We start from the raw sequence: 15759 nt of genomic DNA on the forward strand, positions 1-15759 counted from the left end.
TCAGTGAACGAGCTGCAACATTTCACCTCCTGCCTTGCCGTAAATTCCCCGCCATTGGTCTTCTTAAAGCGGCTTTAGAAAACCGTTCACTTCTGCCACTCTCCGAAACCCCTTACCCACAAAGGAGACCATCATGGCCACATCCCCGATCGCCCGCCGCTCCCTCCTCGCCGCTGGCGGGGCCGCCTTCGCCGCCGCAGCAGCAGGATGCGGCGGAGGGAACAAAGCCGACGTCAAGGGCGCCACGAACGAAATTGGCGACGACCCGACAAAGATCAAAGGCACGATCACCTACGCCTACTGGGACATCAACCAGGAGGCCATGCTCACCGACGTCATGAAGGCCTTCAACAAGAAATACCCGAACGTCAAAGTCCAGCTGAACATGGTGCCGTTCAAGGACTACTTCACCAAGCTTCGCGCGCAGGCTTCGTCGAAGGCTCTTCCCGACGTCTTCTGGATGAACGGCCCGAACTTCCGCTCCTACGCGGAAAACGGCCAGCTTGCGTCCCTCAAAGCCCTCGTCGACGACGGGCTCATCGACCCGAACAAATACCCGAGCGCACTCGTCGACATGTACACGGTCGACGGCGAACTCTTCGCGACGTGCAAGGACGTCGACTGCGTAGGTATCTGGTACAACAAGAAGCTCTTCGACCAGGCCGGCGTTGCCTACCCGGACGAAACCTGGACGCTCGACACCTACAAGGAAAAGGCACTCGAGCTCACCGACAAGCTTCCCGACGGCGTGTGGGGCTGCGCTGAGGTTTTCTCGCGCACAGCCTCCTACTACCACTCGATCGCCATCAACGGCGGATGGGTAATCTCCGACGACAAAAAGAAGTCCGGCTACGACGACCCCAAGACGATCGAGGGCGTGAAGTTCTGGCGCGACCTCATCGAGATCGGCGCATGCCCCGACCAGGAGTTCCTTGCTGAAAACTCGTGCTACGGCATGTTTGAAGGCGGCCAGGTGGCCATGCAGTGGTCAGGCAACTGGCGCGTTGGCGCACTCATCGGCTCCTCCGTGAAGAACGACTGCGCCGTCGCGTATCTTCCCGGCGGCGACGACCGCAAGACCGCCGTGCACGGCCTCGGCCACGTGATCTCTGCAAACACCAAAAACCTCGCTGCCTCCCAGGCCCTCGTGACCTTCCTTGCGGGTGAAGAAGCAGCCAAAATCAGCGCGGAATCCGGGATCGCGCTCCCCGCTCTCGAAGGCACCCAGGATCCGTACGTCGACGCCCAGCCCGGCTATAACCTCGAGGTCTTCGTCGACCAGGCACACAACTACGCCGTGCCTTTCCCCGTCTCCAAGACGTGCCCCGAATGGGAGGAACTCGAGGGTGAATACCTCTCGAAGGTCTTCAACGGGGAAATCACCGCGGAGGACGGCTGCCGCGAGCTCGCGAAAGCGATGAACGAGGTCCTCGAAAAGGAAAACAGCTAAACGCCCGGACTCTCCCTACCCCTTGACCGAGCCCTCCGTGAGGCCACCGCGCCAGAAGCGCTGCAGCACGAGAATGAGGATCGCGAGCGGGATCACCGAGAGCAGCGCGCCGCCGGTCGTGAGCTGGAAAAACTCCGGCAAACGATCCGTTTGCGCGCGCCAGTTATCGAGGCCCAGAGTGATCGGGTAGAGCTTCTCGTCGGCAAGCATCACGAGGGGCAGGAAGTAGTTGTTCCAAATCGCCACGAATTGGAACAGCAGGATCGTCACCACCGCCGGCGTGAGCTGAGGAAGGGCAAGCCTGTGGAACAGCCCAATCTCGCTCACGCCGTCGAGACGCCCCGCCTCAAGCATCGAATCCGGAACGGCCGCACTCGCGTAGATTGACGCGAGGAACAGACCGAACGGGCTCACGAGCGACGGAATAAGCACGGCCCAGTACGTGTTTGTGAGCCCCACGCTCGAGAACAGGAAAAACAGCGGGAGCGCGGTCGCGGTGCCCGGCACCAGCACACCACCGAGCACGAACGCGTACACGGCCCTGCGGCCGGGGAAGCGGTATTTCGCGAGCGCATACCCCGCGGCGACCGCGAAGTAGGTCGCGAGCACCGAGCCCACTCCCGAATACAGAAGCGAGTTGAGCGCCCAGCGCGAGAAGATCCCGCCATTGGCCGTAAAGACAGCCTTGAGGTTGTCGAACAGCAGGAATTCTTTGCCAAACCAGAAGCCGCTCGTACCAAACAGGTCCTCGGTCGACTTCGTCGCGTTCACGATCACCCAATAGACCGGCACGAGGAAGTACATCGCGACGATCGCCAAAAGCGCCGTCACAATGATCGTCGTCGCTGGCTTGCGACCGGCCGAGCGGGCACCCGAACGCTGATCCCGCTCAAGGCGCATAGCCTGCTTCTTCCTCGAACGTTCGCTGACGTGCGTCGTTTGCGTGGCGCTCATCGCTTCCTCTCCGCCCACGAGGAGACCCCGAGAGCAATGGCCGAAAGAACAAAGGCCGAGACCGCGATGATTACGGCCTGCGCGGCCGCCATCCCAACCTCGTTGTATTGGAACGCGTACGCATAGGCGCTCATGTTCGGCGTGTACTCGTTCGTGATGCCCGAGCTCATCGTCATCAGTAGGCGAGGCTCCGCGAACAGTTGGAGCGTGCCGATGATCGAGAAGATGATCGTCAGCAAAAGCGCCGGCCGAATGAGTGGCAACTGAATGGAGGTCACGATCTTCAAGGGGCCGGCCCCGTCGATGCGGGCGGCCTCGTACAGCTCACCGGGAATGGCCTTGAGCTGGGCGATGATGATGAGCATGTTGTAGCCCGTATACGTCCAGGTCACGATGTTCGCGATCGACCACAGCACCATGTCTGGGCTCAGGAAATCGGCCTCAATTCCCACGAGCTGAAGCGCATCAACGATGGGGCTCAGACCCGGGATGTACAGGAACGACCAGAGGATAGTGGCGATCACGCCCGGAATGCCGTAGGGCAAAAAGTAGGCGCTTCTAAAGAATCCCGGCCATTTCGCCGCGGCACTTTCGAGAAGGAGCGCGAGGATCGTTGCGGCGACGATCATGACGCTCACCTGCACGACGCCAAAGAGGATCATGCGCCCGATCGAGGCCACAAAGTTCTGGTTCGCGAGCGCGGCGATGTAGTTATCGAAGCCCGCGAACGAAGTCTCGATACCTCCCTCGCCGAGGAGGCCGTGGCGCTCCACGGTCGTGAAGCTGTAGCCAACCGCCATGATGATCGGCACCACCATCGTGCCGATGAACAGCACCAAAAACGGTGCCATAAGTACCCAGGGTGCCCACTTCGATTTCATCGCGCCTCCTCCGCGTTGAGGCCCATGCCTTGCATAATCTCGGTGATGTCTTTCTGCGTGACCGCAAGGAGGTCCACGAGGGGCTGCTCACCGTTGATCGCTTTCGTCATTCCCGTGCCCACGACGTCCATGAAGCGCTGCATAAGCGGCGCCCACGTCCATTCGAGGTTCTGCCCCTCGGCCATGGGCACCATGACCTCTTCGTTGTAGTTTTGGCCCGAGAAGAACTCTGATGGTTGTGTGCGGGACTCACCGATGTAGTCCGCCGACGGCGACCAGCCGATACCGCAGTTCTCGATCATCGCGTCGATTCCCTCGGGGCTCGTGCACATCCACGTGCAGAATTCGAGGGCCTCGGCCGGGTGCTTACTCGTGGAGAGGATTGCCGCTGACGAGCCGCCGTGGGCTCCCGAGGCGTAGCCATCACCCCACGTTGGCATGGGCGCGACGGCCCACTTACCTTTGGCGCCCGGCACCGCTTCGATGAGAGCGTCGCTCCACGATCCGGAGATCGTGCTCAGCACCTTGTCGTCACCCGTGGCCGCCATCCACGGCGTCGAAAACGCGCCGTATCCGGTGCCCACGAGGTTGTCGGCGAGGATGCCATCCCAGAACTCGGCGACCTTGAGCGATTTCTCGTCGGTCATGTTGATGACCCATCCATCGCCCTCGGGCTTGAACCACGTGGCACCCGCCTGCATGGCCCACATGACGAAGTAGGAACCGTCGCTCGGATCGAGGGTAAAGATCGTCTTACCCGCATCCTTGACGGCGCCCGCGACCTCGCGGAACTCGTCCCATGTGGACGGCGGCGTAAGGCCAAGCTCCTCTTCGAGCACTTCGCGATTGTAGAAGTTTGCGACGGGGCCCGTGTCTTGCGGAACGGCCCACACGGACTCGCCCACTTGCGCTTGCGCGAAAGCGCCCGGATCAAATTTGTCTTTGACGATCCCGTAGCGAGAGAGGTCCACGAGGGCGCCCGCGAGCGCGAACTCGGGGACGGAGCGGAGTTCAACCTGCGCAATGTCGGGGCCGCCTCCTGCGGCTACAGCGGAGAGAATCTTGGCGTAGCCGCCACTTCCGCCGCCGGGGATCCATGAGGCTTCCACGTGGATGCGGTCTTGGCTCCTGTTGAATACGTCAGCGACTTTTTGAAGGTCTTTGACCCACGCCCAGTAGGTGAGCTTTACGCGATCCTTCGACGGTGGGATTGTGGCTTCGGCGTTAACCGAGCCGGGGTTTGGTGGAGCGCAGCTCGCGAGGGCACCCGCGAGTGCGGCGCCTGTTCCGGCGAGCGCGGTACGCCGCGTGATGGGTTTCATGGGACCTCCTTGTCGATCCGCAACGGTGCGGCCCTCGACGTTGGGTCGGCCAGCACCCATGCGGCCTGCATCACATTTTATTATACGCCTACCCCTCGGACCTGGGCAAACACCACGCCGTCCAACCGAAAAGGCCGAAGAAAGGGGCCGCGGCGTCGCTAGTTTTGACGCGCTTGACGGGCTGCTTCTACCTCGAAAACCGAGCAGCTGAAAGAATGGGGCCATGGCTGAATTGGTGGATGTCGCGCCCGGAGTCCTCGTGCACACCTCGCGCCACGAGGCACTCAATAGCGTTGTGCTCGCCTCGATCAGCGAGGCGATGCTCGTCGATCCGGGAGGGGAGGTCGATGAGCTCGATGACATCGCTGACCAACTCGACGAGCGCGGCTTGAGCGCCCTTTCTGGCTTCGCCACCCACGCCCATCACGATCACGTCCTGTGGCATCCGGCTTTTGGTGATGTCCCGCGGCTCGCCTCTCAGGCAACCGTCCGCCTTGTCGAAGCCGATCGCGAGCGCCTCCTCGAGCGCGCCGCTTCGGACGATCCGGGCCTTGATTCTCGGCCCGACATCGCCGCGCTGCTCGGCCGGCTCTACCCCACCCCACAGGCTCCGGCCGATGCCCACCGCACATGGCTCCCAAAGGGTGCGGCACCGGACGGCTTCGAGCCCGAATTGCTCACTCACGACGCCCACGTCCCGGGCCACACAGCGCTATGGCTACCCGACCAGCGCATCCTGATCGCGGGCGACATGCTCTCGAGCATCGAGCTCCCTTTGCCCGATCTCGACGGCTGCGACTATCGCGCACGCGTGCTCCAAAAGCGCAGCTTCGACCCTTTCCGCGCCTACCTCGATGCACTCTCACTGCTCGAGCCCTACGCACATGAGGCGCGACTCGTCATTCCTGGCCACGGCCCCCTTGGCACCGATGCGCTCGACAGGCTCGAGCGCGATCGGGCCTACCTCGAGACGATTCTCGAGGGCGGCGATCCCCGTGATGAACGCCGATCGATACCTCGCATGGAGGCGTGGCACGCGCGCCTTCGGGAGGCAGTAGGGCGCGGGTAACCGTCGGACCCTTCTTCCGCGTGGAGAAAAATTCGTAGGCATGCGCGAAAACGGGGAAATAGCGCAGTTATCGACACCTCGATTACGCGAGGCACAATAGGGAAACCCCCGGTCTGCCTTCACGAGGCACAACCGGGGGTCAATCCCTTTACCCTTATCCCCGCACGACGAGACCCCACTTTGCGGGATCCGTGCGCGATGCATTAAGGCAACTACGTCCGCCTTGAAAAAACCAGGAAATGGGCTCACGATTGGCTGTATTTCCTGCAATTCCCCTCGGAAGCGCAACAAACTGCCTGGTCAGCGCCTTGAGCGATTCGCGAAATATTACGCGAGTCACACAATCCGCACGCCACCTTGCACCACTCACGCTCCTTTTTGCATTACGTGCCCGTTCACTCGCATGGCCTGCGCGAGGCCGACGCCCCCGCCCCAAGAATGTACTAACTTCATCAATACGTGGCCCGGCTCACGCGAATAACGTGACCTCTGAAACCTCAAGCTGCAATGGACCAAAGTCCCGCCTACGCTTAAAGCGTCACAGACTCAACGCTGGTCTTTTCGGCGTTTTCGCCGCGGGCCAGACGAACATCCGCGAAAGGGATGAAACTCCATGGCGAAAAAGACACTCGCCCAGCACACCGTTGATCAACTCGTTGCTATGGGCGTCGAGCGCATTTACGGCGTTGTGGGCGACTCCCTCAACCCCATCGTGGATGCCGTGCGCACGACCAAGGGCATCGAATGGATCCACGTGCGCAACGAGGAAGCCGCGGCTTTCGCGGCAGGCGCCGAAGCCCGCGTTACGGGCAAGCTCGGCGTATGCGCAGGCTCGTGCGGCCCCGGCAACACGCACCTCGTTCAGGGCCTTTACGACAACCACCGCGACTCCGTCCCGGTTCTCGCGATTGCTTCGCATATCCCGAGCGAAAAGATCGGGACCGGCTTTTTCCAGGAGACCCACCCCGAGCTTCTTTTCAACGAGTGCTCGGCCTTCTGCGAAATGGTCAATTCGGGCAACCACGGCGCGCAGATGCTTCATAACGCCGCGCAAACCGCGCTTGCGAAGAAGGATGTTTCGGTCCTTGTGATTCCCGGCGACATCGCCAGCCAGGAGGTCACGATTGAAGCGACCCGCACCCTCACCACGACCTTCGGCGCGATCCAGCCGCAGGCCTCGGTCGTCGAGGAACTCGCCCGCCTCGCGAACTCGGCAAAGAAGATCACCCTCTTTGCCGGGGCCGGTATCGAGGGGGCACGCGCGGAAGTCCTCGAGCTCGCCGACACCCTCAAGGCGCCGATCGGGCACGCTTTCGGCGGCAAGGAGTTCATCCAGTACAACAACCCGTTCGACGTGGGCATGAGCGGCCTGCTCGGCTACGGCGCTGCCTACGAGGCAACTCACGAGTGCGATCTTTTGATCCTGCTCGGCACGGACTTCCCGTACTCGGAGTTCCTTCCCCGCGAAGGCAAGCCGAAGGTTGTGCAGATCGATGCCGACGGCTCGCGTCTCGGCCGCCGCGTGCCCCTCGATCTGGGCGTGCACGGCGATGTGGCTCTCACGATCCGCGCGCTGCTGCCCCAGCTCAAGCAGAAGAAAAACCGCTCGTTCCTCAACTCGATGCTGCGCAAGCAGGAGAAGGAGCTCACGCACGTCGTCAACTCGTACACGAAGCGTGCGTCGCGCCTCAAGCCGATCCACCCGGAGTACGTTGCGAGCCTCCTCGATGAGTTCGCGGACGACGATGCTGTGTTCACGGTCGATACGGGCATGTGCAACGTGTGGGCCGCACGCTACATCGAGCCGAACGGCAAGCGCCGCATCTTCGGCTCGTTCCGTCACGGCACGATGGCTAATGCCCTCCCCCAGGCGATCGGCGCCTCGGCTGCACAACCCAACCGCCAGGTCATTTCGATGAGTGGCGACGGCGGCCTCGGGATGCTCATGGGCGAACTTCTCACGGTGCGCCTGCACCAGTTGAACACGAAGATTGTCGTGTTCAACAACTCGAGCCTCGGCATGGTGAAACTCGAGATGCTCGTGGCGGGCCTTCCCGATTTCGAGACTGACCACGATTCGGTGAACTTCGCGAAGATCGCCGAAGGTGCCGGCATCCCCTCGATCCGTATCGAGAACCCAAAGACCCTGCGCAAGGACCTCAAGAAGGCTCTCGCCGCCCCCGGCCCCATGCTCATCGACATTGTGACGGATCCGGACGCGCTTGCGATGCCTCCGAAGATCACGCTCGAGCAGATGAGCGGTTTTGCAACCGCGGGCGGAAAGATCGTGCTCGAGGGCGGCGTGGGCAAGATGGTGAATCTTGCGAAGTCGAACGTGCGTAATATTCCGCGACCCGGAGCGTTCTTCTAGGAACTCTCGCGAGCGGCTAAGGCGAAAGGCGGTCTCCTTTAGGAGATCGCCTTTTGCAGTTGGTCTGCGGCGACACGCACGGCTTCAACCATGTCGAGGTCGCGCGAGGAGTCACTTCCCTGCCAGGTGACGGCCACCGCGGCAACGGGCCATCGGGCGCCGTCAAAAACGGGGAGCGCCACCGAGCGGTGCCCCTCGAGAACCTCGCCGTTTTCGACGGCGTAGCCGCGCGTGCGTGTGTCGCGTGCGTCGGCGAGCGCGCGGGCAACGGGGAATGCTGGGCCAACGTCGGCACCGAGATGAGGCTCGAGCACGGTTTCTCCCGTGAACACTGCGGCGAGCTGATTGGCTGGCAGGGCGCTGAGAATTGCGCGGCCACTTGCGGTGAGGTGGGCAGGCACGCGCACGCCGACGTCGGTGGGGTAGGAGGCGGGTTTGCTGAGGCGTGCTTCGACGACGTAGAGCACGTGGCGGCCCTGAAGCACGGCGACGTGCGAGATCTCGCCGACTCGATCCGTGAGACGTTCGGTCACGCGCTTGCCGAGGCGCGCGAGCGGAGCCTGCCGGGTGTAGCCGAAGCTGAGTTCATAGGCGGATGGGCCAAGGCCGTAGGCGTGCAGGTCCGAGTAGTGGAGAACGAAGCCCTGATCGAGGAGTTCGGCGAGGATGTCGTACGTGCTCGAGCGCGGAATATCGAGTTCGCTCGCGATGCGCGAGGCGGCGATGGGCCTCGAGCGCTGCGCGAGGTAGGTGAGGATCCTCAACGTTGAGGCGGCTGCGGGTACTTTCGACGGCATAGGGCACACACTATCGGGCGCGCCTGGAGCGAATCCATTTGGATACAGTCCATCCGCCCATAATGGTGGGTGTGAACACCGTGAGCAGTACCGAAAGAAGTCCGTGGCAAGGCCGAGTCGACGGCGAGGGGGTCGCACATGCGCGCTGGCATCAGCGCGTGTCGCTCGTGAGCGAGAATCAACCGCCCAAGGGCCCGCACGTGGCTCTCGCGGGTTTCTCCTCGCACGAGGGGGTGCGCCGAAACCACGGTCGCGTAGGAGCCGCCGAGGCGCCGGCGGCACTGCGTTCGGCTCTTGCAAGCATGGCTCTTCACGGCTCGCTCGCCTCGGGTGAGGTGGCTCTTGCCGACTGGGGCGACGTTGCGACGATCGGCGAGGCTCTCGAGGAGGCGCAGGCGGCGATGGGGAGCCTGACGGCCACCGCGCTCGGCACCGAGGGCAATCGCCTCACGCTCGTGCTCGGTGGCGGCCACGAGACCGCGTGGGCGAGTTACCTCGGGCTTCGCGAGCACCTTGGCGGCGAGGGATCCGACGGTTGCCGCCTCCCATCGTGGGGTGTTCTCAATCTCGACGCTCATTTCGATCTGCGCAGCGCCCCGACGCCGACGAGCGGGACTCCGTTCTTGCAGATGGCTGAGGCGGAGGCGGCCGAGGGGCGCTCCCTCAATTACGCCGTGCTCGGGATCGCGGAGCCAGGCAATACGCGCGCTCTGTTTGAGACTGCCGATGCGCTTGGGGTTGAGTACCGCACGGATCTGGAGTGCCTTGAGATGGGTGCCGAGGGCGTCGCGCGGTTCGTCGAGGAGTTCGCCGCCCGTATCGACGTTCTCTACCTGACGATCGACCTCGACGTGCTGCCCGCCCACACGGCGCCCGGGGTGTCGGCCTCGGCGGCACTTGGCGTGGATTTGCCGATCATCGTGGCGGCGGTGCGGGCCGCTGCGCGCACCGGGAAACTCTCGCTCATGGACATAGTCGAGCTGAATCCGCGCTTTGACGTGGATGGACGCACCGCGAAGTCCGCGGCTCGACTCGTGAGCGAGGCCGCGCACATCCTCGCTCGCTGACTAGGATGTGACCTAACCCCTCTTTCCTTCGCGCGACTGGAGCTGTTCATGAGCACTCACGCATCCTCCTCCCCCACGCCTTCCACGAGCCCGGGGCTCATGGAACGCCAAGGCATTGAGATCGTTGCTGAATCCGAGCGCACGGCGAAGCCGAGCGACCTTTTCTGGCCGTGGTTCGCCGCAAACATCTCGGTGTTCGGCATGGGCTACGGCAGCTACATCCTCGGTTTCGGCGTGAGCTTCTGGCAGGCCACGCTCGTGACCCTCATCGGCATCCCGATCTCGTTCTTCCTGTGTGGCCTGATTGCGATCGCGGGCAAACGGGGTAGCGCGCCCACGATGGTGCTCTCGCGCGCCGCGTTCGGCGTTCACGGGCAGAAGGTTCCCGGCATCGTCTCGTGGCTCACTTCGATCGGCTGGGAGACGTTCCTGTCGATCATGGCGGTCCTCGCGACGGCCACGGTTTTCGCGCGCCTTGGTCTCCCGAGCGGCACGCCCGTGCTTATCGCGGCCACGATCGCCGTCGCGGCCCTCATCGTGATCGCGAGCGTGCTCGGCTACCACACGATCATGAAGCTCCAGTCGGTTCTCACATGGGTCACGGGCGCGATCACGATCCTGTACGTGATTCTCACGTTCTCGCATATCGACCTCAATACGGTTCTCGCCGTTCCGAACGGGAGCCCTCAGCAGGTCATCGGCGCGCTCGTCATGGTCATGACGGGCTTCGGCCTCGGCTGGATCAACATCGCCGCGGACTGGTCGCGATACCAAAAGCGCGAGACGTCGGATGGCGCGATTATTTTGTGGAACACCCTTGGCGGCGCGATCGCCCCCGTTCTCCTCGTGTTCTTCGGCGTGCTCCTCGTGGCCTCGGATCCGTCTCTAAGCAGCGGCATCGCGAATGACCCGATCGGTACTCTCGCCTCGATCCTCCCGATTTGGGTGCTCATCCCGTTCTGGCTCACGGCGGTTCTCGCGCTCGTTTCGGGCGCTGTTCTCGGCATTTACTCCTCGGGCCTCACGCTCCTGAGCCTCGGCATTAACATCCCGCGCCCGGCCGCCGCCGCGATCGACGGTCTTATCCTCACGGCAGGCACGATCTACGTCGTGTTTTTCGCGCACGACTTCCTCGGCCCCTTCCAGAGCTTCCTCATCACCCTTGGCGTGCCGCTCGCGGCCTGGGCGGGCATCCTCATCGCCGACATCCTCACGCGCCGCGCCGATTACGACGAGCACGCGCTCTTCGACGCGAACGGGCGCTACGGCTCCATTGACTGGGTCTCGATCCTCACGCTCGTCGTGTGCTCGATCATCGGCTGGGGCCTCGTCGTCAACAACTTCGCCGAGGCGGCCGCGTGGAACAACTGGCAGGGCTACCTGCTCGGCCCGATCGGCGGCCGCAAGGGAGACTGGGCGTTCGCGAACCTCGGGGTGTTGCTCGCGCTCGTGCTCGGCTTCCTCGTGACGCTCGTGCTGCGCCGCGGCACGATCCGCCGGCAGGAGATGGGCCAGTGAGCGCTTTTCCGACGCCCGGGGGGCCCACCTCGTCCGCCTCTTCTCGCGGGGGCGCGGGCGACAAAGCTTCGAAGGCGTGGCTCCTCGTGATCGATCCGCAGGTGATTTTTGCCGAGCAGCCGTCGGACTGGGCCTCCCCCATGTGGGAGGCGGCGTGGGCGAATATCGCGCGCCTCGCGGAGGCATTCGAGGGGCGCGTGATTCTCACGCGCTGGGTTCCGACGGCTGACCGCTCGACCTCGTGGGGCGAGTATTTCGAGGCGTGGCCGTTTGCAGATGTGCCGGCGAGCGACCCACTGTACGACCTCACTCCCGAGGCTGCCGCGCTCGGTGCTTCGCACGTGATTTCCGAGCCAACGTTCGGCAAGTGGGGCGCCCAGCTCACCGCGATTACGGGCGGGAGCCCGCGTCTCGTCGTGGCGGGAGTGTCGACCGATTGCTGCGTGATCTCGACCGTGCTTCCCGCGGCCGATTCGGGTGCGTGGATCACCCTCGTGAGCGATGCGTGTGCGGGCTCTGACCAGGGAAATCACGAGCGGGCGCTCTCAATCATGAGGCTTTTTGCGCCGCAGGTGCGTATCGCTACAACGAACGAGGTGCTGTCCCTGGGTTGACGGGAGGAGGCTCCCTATGTTGTTAATGATAGCGACTCTCATTAACAACCGTTGCTCGCGTTTTTTCGCCGGGCGACATAGAAAGGTGCTCCCTTGGTCCAGACAGCCACGGCGCCGGCGCGCACTCGCGCCGCGTTGCGCGCGCTCCTCGCGGCGTTCGCTTCGCTCGCCGTTATCCTCATTCCTCTCGGCTCGGCGCACGCCGCCGGGCGCCTCGTGATCGAATCCGGCCACGTCGATGCCTTCAACGTCACCGCTGAGGGCGACGCACTGAAGCTCAACCTCAAGGAAGACGTCACCGGTCAACACGTGACTCACAAGCCCGAAGACGTCGAGCTTCACGTGAAGTCCGCGGCCCTCAAAGACATCCCCAAGGCCTTTCCCGGCGCACCCAAAGCGTATTTTTTGCCTATGTCCCAGGACCAAAAGCTCCTTTGGCCGGGCTGGGACACGCTCAGCACGCAGGGGAAGGGTTTTGATAAGTCGATCAAGCTCAAGTTCGACAAGGTCGAAGGCCCGGGCCAGATTCACCTGTTCGGCCAGGACTCATTCGGCGGGATCGCGCCTCTCCTCGAGAACGGCAGCATGGACCTCAAGGCTGGCGCCGTGCGCAACCAGGAAATGCCAGCGCACACTCACGCCAACTGGGTCTTCACGAAGCCCGGCGTGTACACGCTGACCCTACACGCCGAGGGCCGCAAGGGCGGCAAGAAGGTCTCCTCGAACAAGGCGACCTACACCTTCACCGTGGGCGATGAGTTCAAGGGCAAGGCCGACGCCAAGGCTGAAAAGCCGGCACCGGCTCCTGCCCCAGCACCGGCTCCTGCCCCTAAACCGGAGGACTCGACGACACCGAAGAAGCCGTCGGACACCGCACCCACCGCGGCAGCGCCTGCGCCGAAGGACTCCACCAAGCCTGCCGCGCCCGCAAATCCCGCACCCGCGGACAAGCCGAAGCCTCGCACTTCCACGCCGAAGGCCAAGGCGCCGGAAAAGCCCGCCGCACCCGCGCCGAAGGCGAAGCCTAAGGCTAAGGCTAAGGCTGCGGCCCCGGCTAAGGAGGCCAAGACACCGGCAAAGCACGCTGCTCCCGCAGCACCGGCGATGCCGGAAGCCCCCGCCAAGGAAGAGCCGAAGGCGCCCGTGTGCACGGCGACCGAGGTCGTGCGCGACGCCACGCAGGACGAAATCAAGGCCGCGACGAGCATCTCCAAGGCCAAGGTTGGCGGCTCGTACACGATTCCCGCGAACACGCACGTGCACCCCAACTGGGTCTTCTCGAAGCCCGGCACCTACAAGCTGACGATCCGTCAGAGCGTCAAGGGCAAGGACGGCAAGAGCTACTCCGACACCTCGACCCTCACGTTCAACGTGGGGAGCAGCTCCGGCGCAACGAGCGGCCACTTCGACTTCGGTTCACGTTTCGAGAACGGCAAGCTCATCTCGTCGATCAAGGACGACCGCAAGTCACCCGCGCAGTGGGTTGACCCCTCCTCCATCTCGTTCGGCCTCGGCAACGCCGCAAAGGCAAAGGCCCCCGCGGGCATCGAGTTCATCGCCCCCGCAGGCTCGGACGTGTGGATGATCGGCTCGACTCAGGCCCCGAGCGTTCCGTGGGTCGGCGCGAACTCGATGCACCCCTCGATCATTCAGAACACGACCGGCGAAATCACGCAGACCCTCGTGTCCGCGAGCGGCCCGGGCAACGTGGGCGTGTTCACCTCGGGCAACTTCGGCCAGATCGTTGGCCAGAAGTGGTACTCCTCGACCGCCGGCTCGGGCTCGAGCGTGAGCGCCGCAAAGGACCGCAAGAGCGCGAAGATCGGCCAGATCTTCAAGGACGGCAAGGGCTACAAGATCGTCGACCTCAAGGGCAAGACCGAGGACGGCGCCGACTGTGACCTCAGCGCCGACCAGATCGTGGAGGCGGGCGGCTCCGCCGACTACGCCAAGTCCGTGACGGGCGACGCTCCCGCGGGTTCCGCTTCGGATCTTCCGCGCACGGGCGCTGAGGTGACCGGCCTTGCCGGCACCGCTGCAGCGCTCATCATCGTGGGCGCTGGCACTGCAGTGGCGAGGCGCCGCTTCCAGTGACGTCCACCCCTCAACTGCGGCGGCGCTCCGTGCTCCTGGGCGCCGCCGCCTGTTCTCTCGGCGCGATCATTCTGCCTGGCCGCACCGCGCGCTCGAGCGAGGATCCTCGCCCGCGCGTCGTGGCAACGACCGGCATTCTCGCCGATCTCGCAAAGAACGTCGCGGGTCCCGATGCACTCGTCACGTCCCTCATCCCCGAGGGCGGCGACCCACACTCGTTCGAACCGCTCCCCCGCAACGTCCGCGACATCGCATACGCCGATCTCGCGCTGTCGAACTATCTCATGCTCGAGGAACAGGCGCTGATCCGCACGATCGACGCGAACCTTCCCGCTGGCTCGACGCACCTCGCACTCGCCGAGGAAGCCTCGACGCGCGGCGCCACAATCATCCCGCTCGTCGAGAACCGCTCTCTTGACACGGTGTGGCTCGGCCTTCGCGTCGCGGGCCGCGAACGTGGTGCCGGGCGCCTCACGCAAGTGCGTCTCGCCCTCACCGAGAGCGACGGACCCGGCGCCCTGCACGGGTACGTGACCGGAACGTTCGGGGAGCCCCAGCGCGTCTTTGATTCGTCCGACGGCCTCTCGGCCCGCACCGATGCCATCGACCTTCCCATGGATGCCCACACGCACATGAGCTGGGCCTTTACTAAGGCAGGCGTCTATCGCGCGCGCTTCAGGGGAACGTGGAGCGGTGGTGCGCTTGGCGCCGAGTCCTCCGCCGAGGGCGACGTCTGGATCTGCGTCGGCATCTCCCCCGAGGAAGCGGCGAAAAAAGGCGCCCACTCCTCCCTCGCGAAGCGCCGGGTGATTTCCGCGGGCCACGCCGACATCACGGTCGATGTGCCCTCTGGTGCGCTCGTGATGCGCATCGACGACCCCGAAGCCGACGGCGGTACGCGCGACATCGCGCTCGACGACATGGTGATCCACGTGCCTCCGAAAGCGCTGCTTCCGGTCCCCGCCGATCCGGCCTTCCGATTCATCGCCCGCGGCGGAACAGACGTCTACCAGCTGCCGCAGGCTGTGCTCGGCAAGCACGTGCACGGCGAGATCGACCCGCACCTGTGGCAAGACGTCACGAACGCCCAGGCCTACGTCGAAGTCATTCGCGACCACCTGTGCGGCCTCGACCCGGACCACGCGGGCGGATACCGCTCGCGGGCAGCCACATACTTGCGCGAACTCGACGACGTCGACTCCTACGTCCAGCGTTCGATCGATTCAATCCCGCAGGCCGGCCGCGAACTCGTGACGACCCACGACGCCTACGGCTACCTCGCGAACCGCTACGGGCTTCGTATCGCCGCCGTCGTCTCCCCCTCACCGGGGCAAGAGCCTTCCATCGCGGATCGCCGCCGCCTCGCCGCGACTCTGCGCGACCTCGCCCCGAAAGCGGTCTTCCTTGAAGCCACAGCGGGACCGGTATCGACGAGCCTCGTTGATGCCGCCCGCATGGAAAAGATTCCCGTCCAGCCCATCTGGGGCGACTCCTTCACGCGCGAGGTCAATACCTACGCCGCGATGATGAGAGCCAACGCCGACTCCCTCGCGAGGGGGCTCGGTGGAAAACCCCTGGGCGATGGTGACCGGCAAGCGTCGGAATAAGACCCTCCTACCAAC

General features: G+C 64.0%; 12 protein-coding genes. 8 read left to right on the forward strand and 4 right to left on the reverse strand.

The features are described from left to right. The first annotated feature begins 133 nt into the window (after positions 1 to 133). A complete protein-coding gene (locus tag E6X30_RS08340; protein WP_016663456.1) occupies positions 134 to 1450 on the forward strand; it encodes a sugar ABC transporter substrate-binding protein in 1317 nt (438 codons plus the stop codon). 15 nt (positions 1451 to 1465) lie between these two features. Here E6X30_RS08340 and E6X30_RS08345 read toward each other — a convergent pair whose 3' ends face one another. From E6X30_RS08345 to E6X30_RS08355, 3 genes are read right to left on the reverse strand one after another with little or no spacing between them, the layout of a single operon-like run. Further along, positions 1466 to 2404, reverse strand: coding sequence for a carbohydrate ABC transporter permease (locus E6X30_RS08345; protein WP_016663457.1), 939 nt, complete (start codon positions 2402 to 2404; stop codon positions 1466 to 1468). Continuing rightward, positions 2401 to 3285, reverse strand: a complete 885-nt coding sequence (locus E6X30_RS08350; RefSeq protein WP_016663458.1) for a carbohydrate ABC transporter permease — start codon at positions 3283 to 3285, stop codon at positions 2401 to 2403. The genes E6X30_RS08345 and E6X30_RS08350 overlap by 4 nt, the downstream gene beginning before the upstream one ends. Further along, positions 3282 to 4607 carry an ABC transporter substrate-binding protein gene (locus E6X30_RS08355; protein WP_016663459.1) on the reverse strand — a complete coding sequence of 442 codons (1326 nt, stop codon included), beginning with the start codon at positions 4605 to 4607 and terminating at the stop codon, positions 3282 to 3284. The genes E6X30_RS08350 and E6X30_RS08355 overlap by 4 nt, the downstream gene beginning before the upstream one ends. Positions 4608 to 4830: 223 nt before the next feature. Here E6X30_RS08355 and E6X30_RS08360 point away from each other — a divergent pair, with 223 nt between their 5' ends. After that, complete coding sequence (locus tag E6X30_RS08360) at positions 4831 to 5676, forward strand: MBL fold metallo-hydrolase (protein WP_016663460.1); 846 nt, start codon at positions 4831 to 4833, stop codon at positions 5674 to 5676. Between the two features lie 613 nt (positions 5677 to 6289). Next, entirely contained in the window at positions 6290 to 8047 is a 1758-nt protein-coding gene (locus E6X30_RS08365; RefSeq protein ID WP_016663461.1) for a pyruvate dehydrogenase, read from the forward strand. Between the two features lie 38 nt (positions 8048 to 8085). On the opposite strand, the gene E6X30_RS08370 is transcribed toward E6X30_RS08365, so the two are convergent. After that, on the reverse strand, positions 8086 to 8844 hold the full coding sequence (locus E6X30_RS08370) for an IclR family transcriptional regulator (protein ID WP_016663462.1): 759 nt from the start codon (positions 8842 to 8844) through the stop codon (positions 8086 to 8088). A 62-nt stretch (positions 8845 to 8906) separates the two neighbouring features. Here E6X30_RS08370 and hutG point away from each other — a divergent pair, with 62 nt between their 5' ends. From hutG to E6X30_RS08395, 5 genes are all read left to right on the forward strand, one after another. Beyond that, positions 8907 to 9911 (forward strand): formimidoylglutamase, encoded by a 1005-nt coding sequence (gene hutG / locus E6X30_RS08375; RefSeq protein WP_316336011.1) that lies wholly within the window; start codon positions 8907 to 8909, stop codon positions 9909 to 9911. 48 nt (positions 9912 to 9959) lie between these two features. Continuing rightward, complete coding sequence (locus E6X30_RS08380; RefSeq protein WP_016663464.1) at positions 9960 to 11429, forward strand: cytosine permease; 1470 nt, start codon at positions 9960 to 9962, stop codon at positions 11427 to 11429. Next, on the forward strand, positions 11426 to 12043 hold the full coding sequence (locus tag E6X30_RS08385) for a cysteine hydrolase family protein (RefSeq protein ID WP_016663465.1): 618 nt from the start codon (positions 11426 to 11428) through the stop codon (positions 12041 to 12043). Before E6X30_RS08380 ends, E6X30_RS08385 begins: the two co-directional genes overlap by 4 nt. A gap of 93 nt (positions 12044 to 12136) precedes the next feature. Further along, entirely contained in the window at positions 12137 to 14137 is a 2001-nt protein-coding gene (locus E6X30_RS08390; protein WP_016663466.1) for a choice-of-anchor M domain-containing protein, read from the forward strand. Beyond that, a complete protein-coding gene (locus E6X30_RS08395) occupies positions 14134 to 15744 on the forward strand; it encodes an anchored repeat ABC transporter, substrate-binding protein (RefSeq protein ID WP_197736225.1) in 1611 nt (536 codons plus the stop codon). The genes E6X30_RS08390 and E6X30_RS08395 overlap by 4 nt, the downstream gene beginning before the upstream one ends. Positions 15745 to 15759: the final 15 nt, after the last annotated feature.

This window comes from Dermabacter sp. (genome assembly GCF_032550575.1).
Lineage (GTDB): Bacteria > Actinomycetota > Actinomycetes > Actinomycetales > Dermabacteraceae > Dermabacter > Dermabacter hominis.

Bases quoted from the DNA above. Each gene is read 5' to 3' on its own strand.
- E6X30_RS08365 (WP_016663461.1), top strand. From the start codon at position 6,290: ATGGCGAAAAAGACACTCGCCCAGCACACCGTTGATCAACTCGTTGCT.
- E6X30_RS08345 (WP_016663457.1), bottom strand. From the start codon at position 2,404: ATGAGCGCCACGCAAACGACGCACGTCAGCGAACGTTCGAGGAAGAAG.
- E6X30_RS08355 (WP_016663459.1), bottom strand. From the start codon at position 4,607: ATGAAACCCATCACGCGGCGTACCGCGCTCGCCGGAACAGGCGCCGCA.
- E6X30_RS08350 (WP_016663458.1), bottom strand. From the start codon at position 3,285: ATGAAATCGAAGTGGGCACCCTGGGTACTTATGGCACCGTTTTTGGTG.
- E6X30_RS08380 (WP_016663464.1), top strand. From the start codon at position 9,960: ATGAGCACTCACGCATCCTCCTCCCCCACGCCTTCCACGAGCCCGGGG.
- E6X30_RS08360 (WP_016663460.1), top strand. From the start codon at position 4,831: ATGGCTGAATTGGTGGATGTCGCGCCCGGAGTCCTCGTGCACACCTCG.
- E6X30_RS08340 (WP_016663456.1), top strand. From the start codon at position 134: ATGGCCACATCCCCGATCGCCCGCCGCTCCCTCCTCGCCGCTGGCGGG.
- E6X30_RS08370 (WP_016663462.1), bottom strand. From the start codon at position 8,844: ATGCCGTCGAAAGTACCCGCAGCCGCCTCAACGTTGAGGATCCTCACC.
- hutG (WP_316336011.1), top strand. From the start codon at position 8,907: ATGGTGGGTGTGAACACCGTGAGCAGTACCGAAAGAAGTCCGTGGCAA.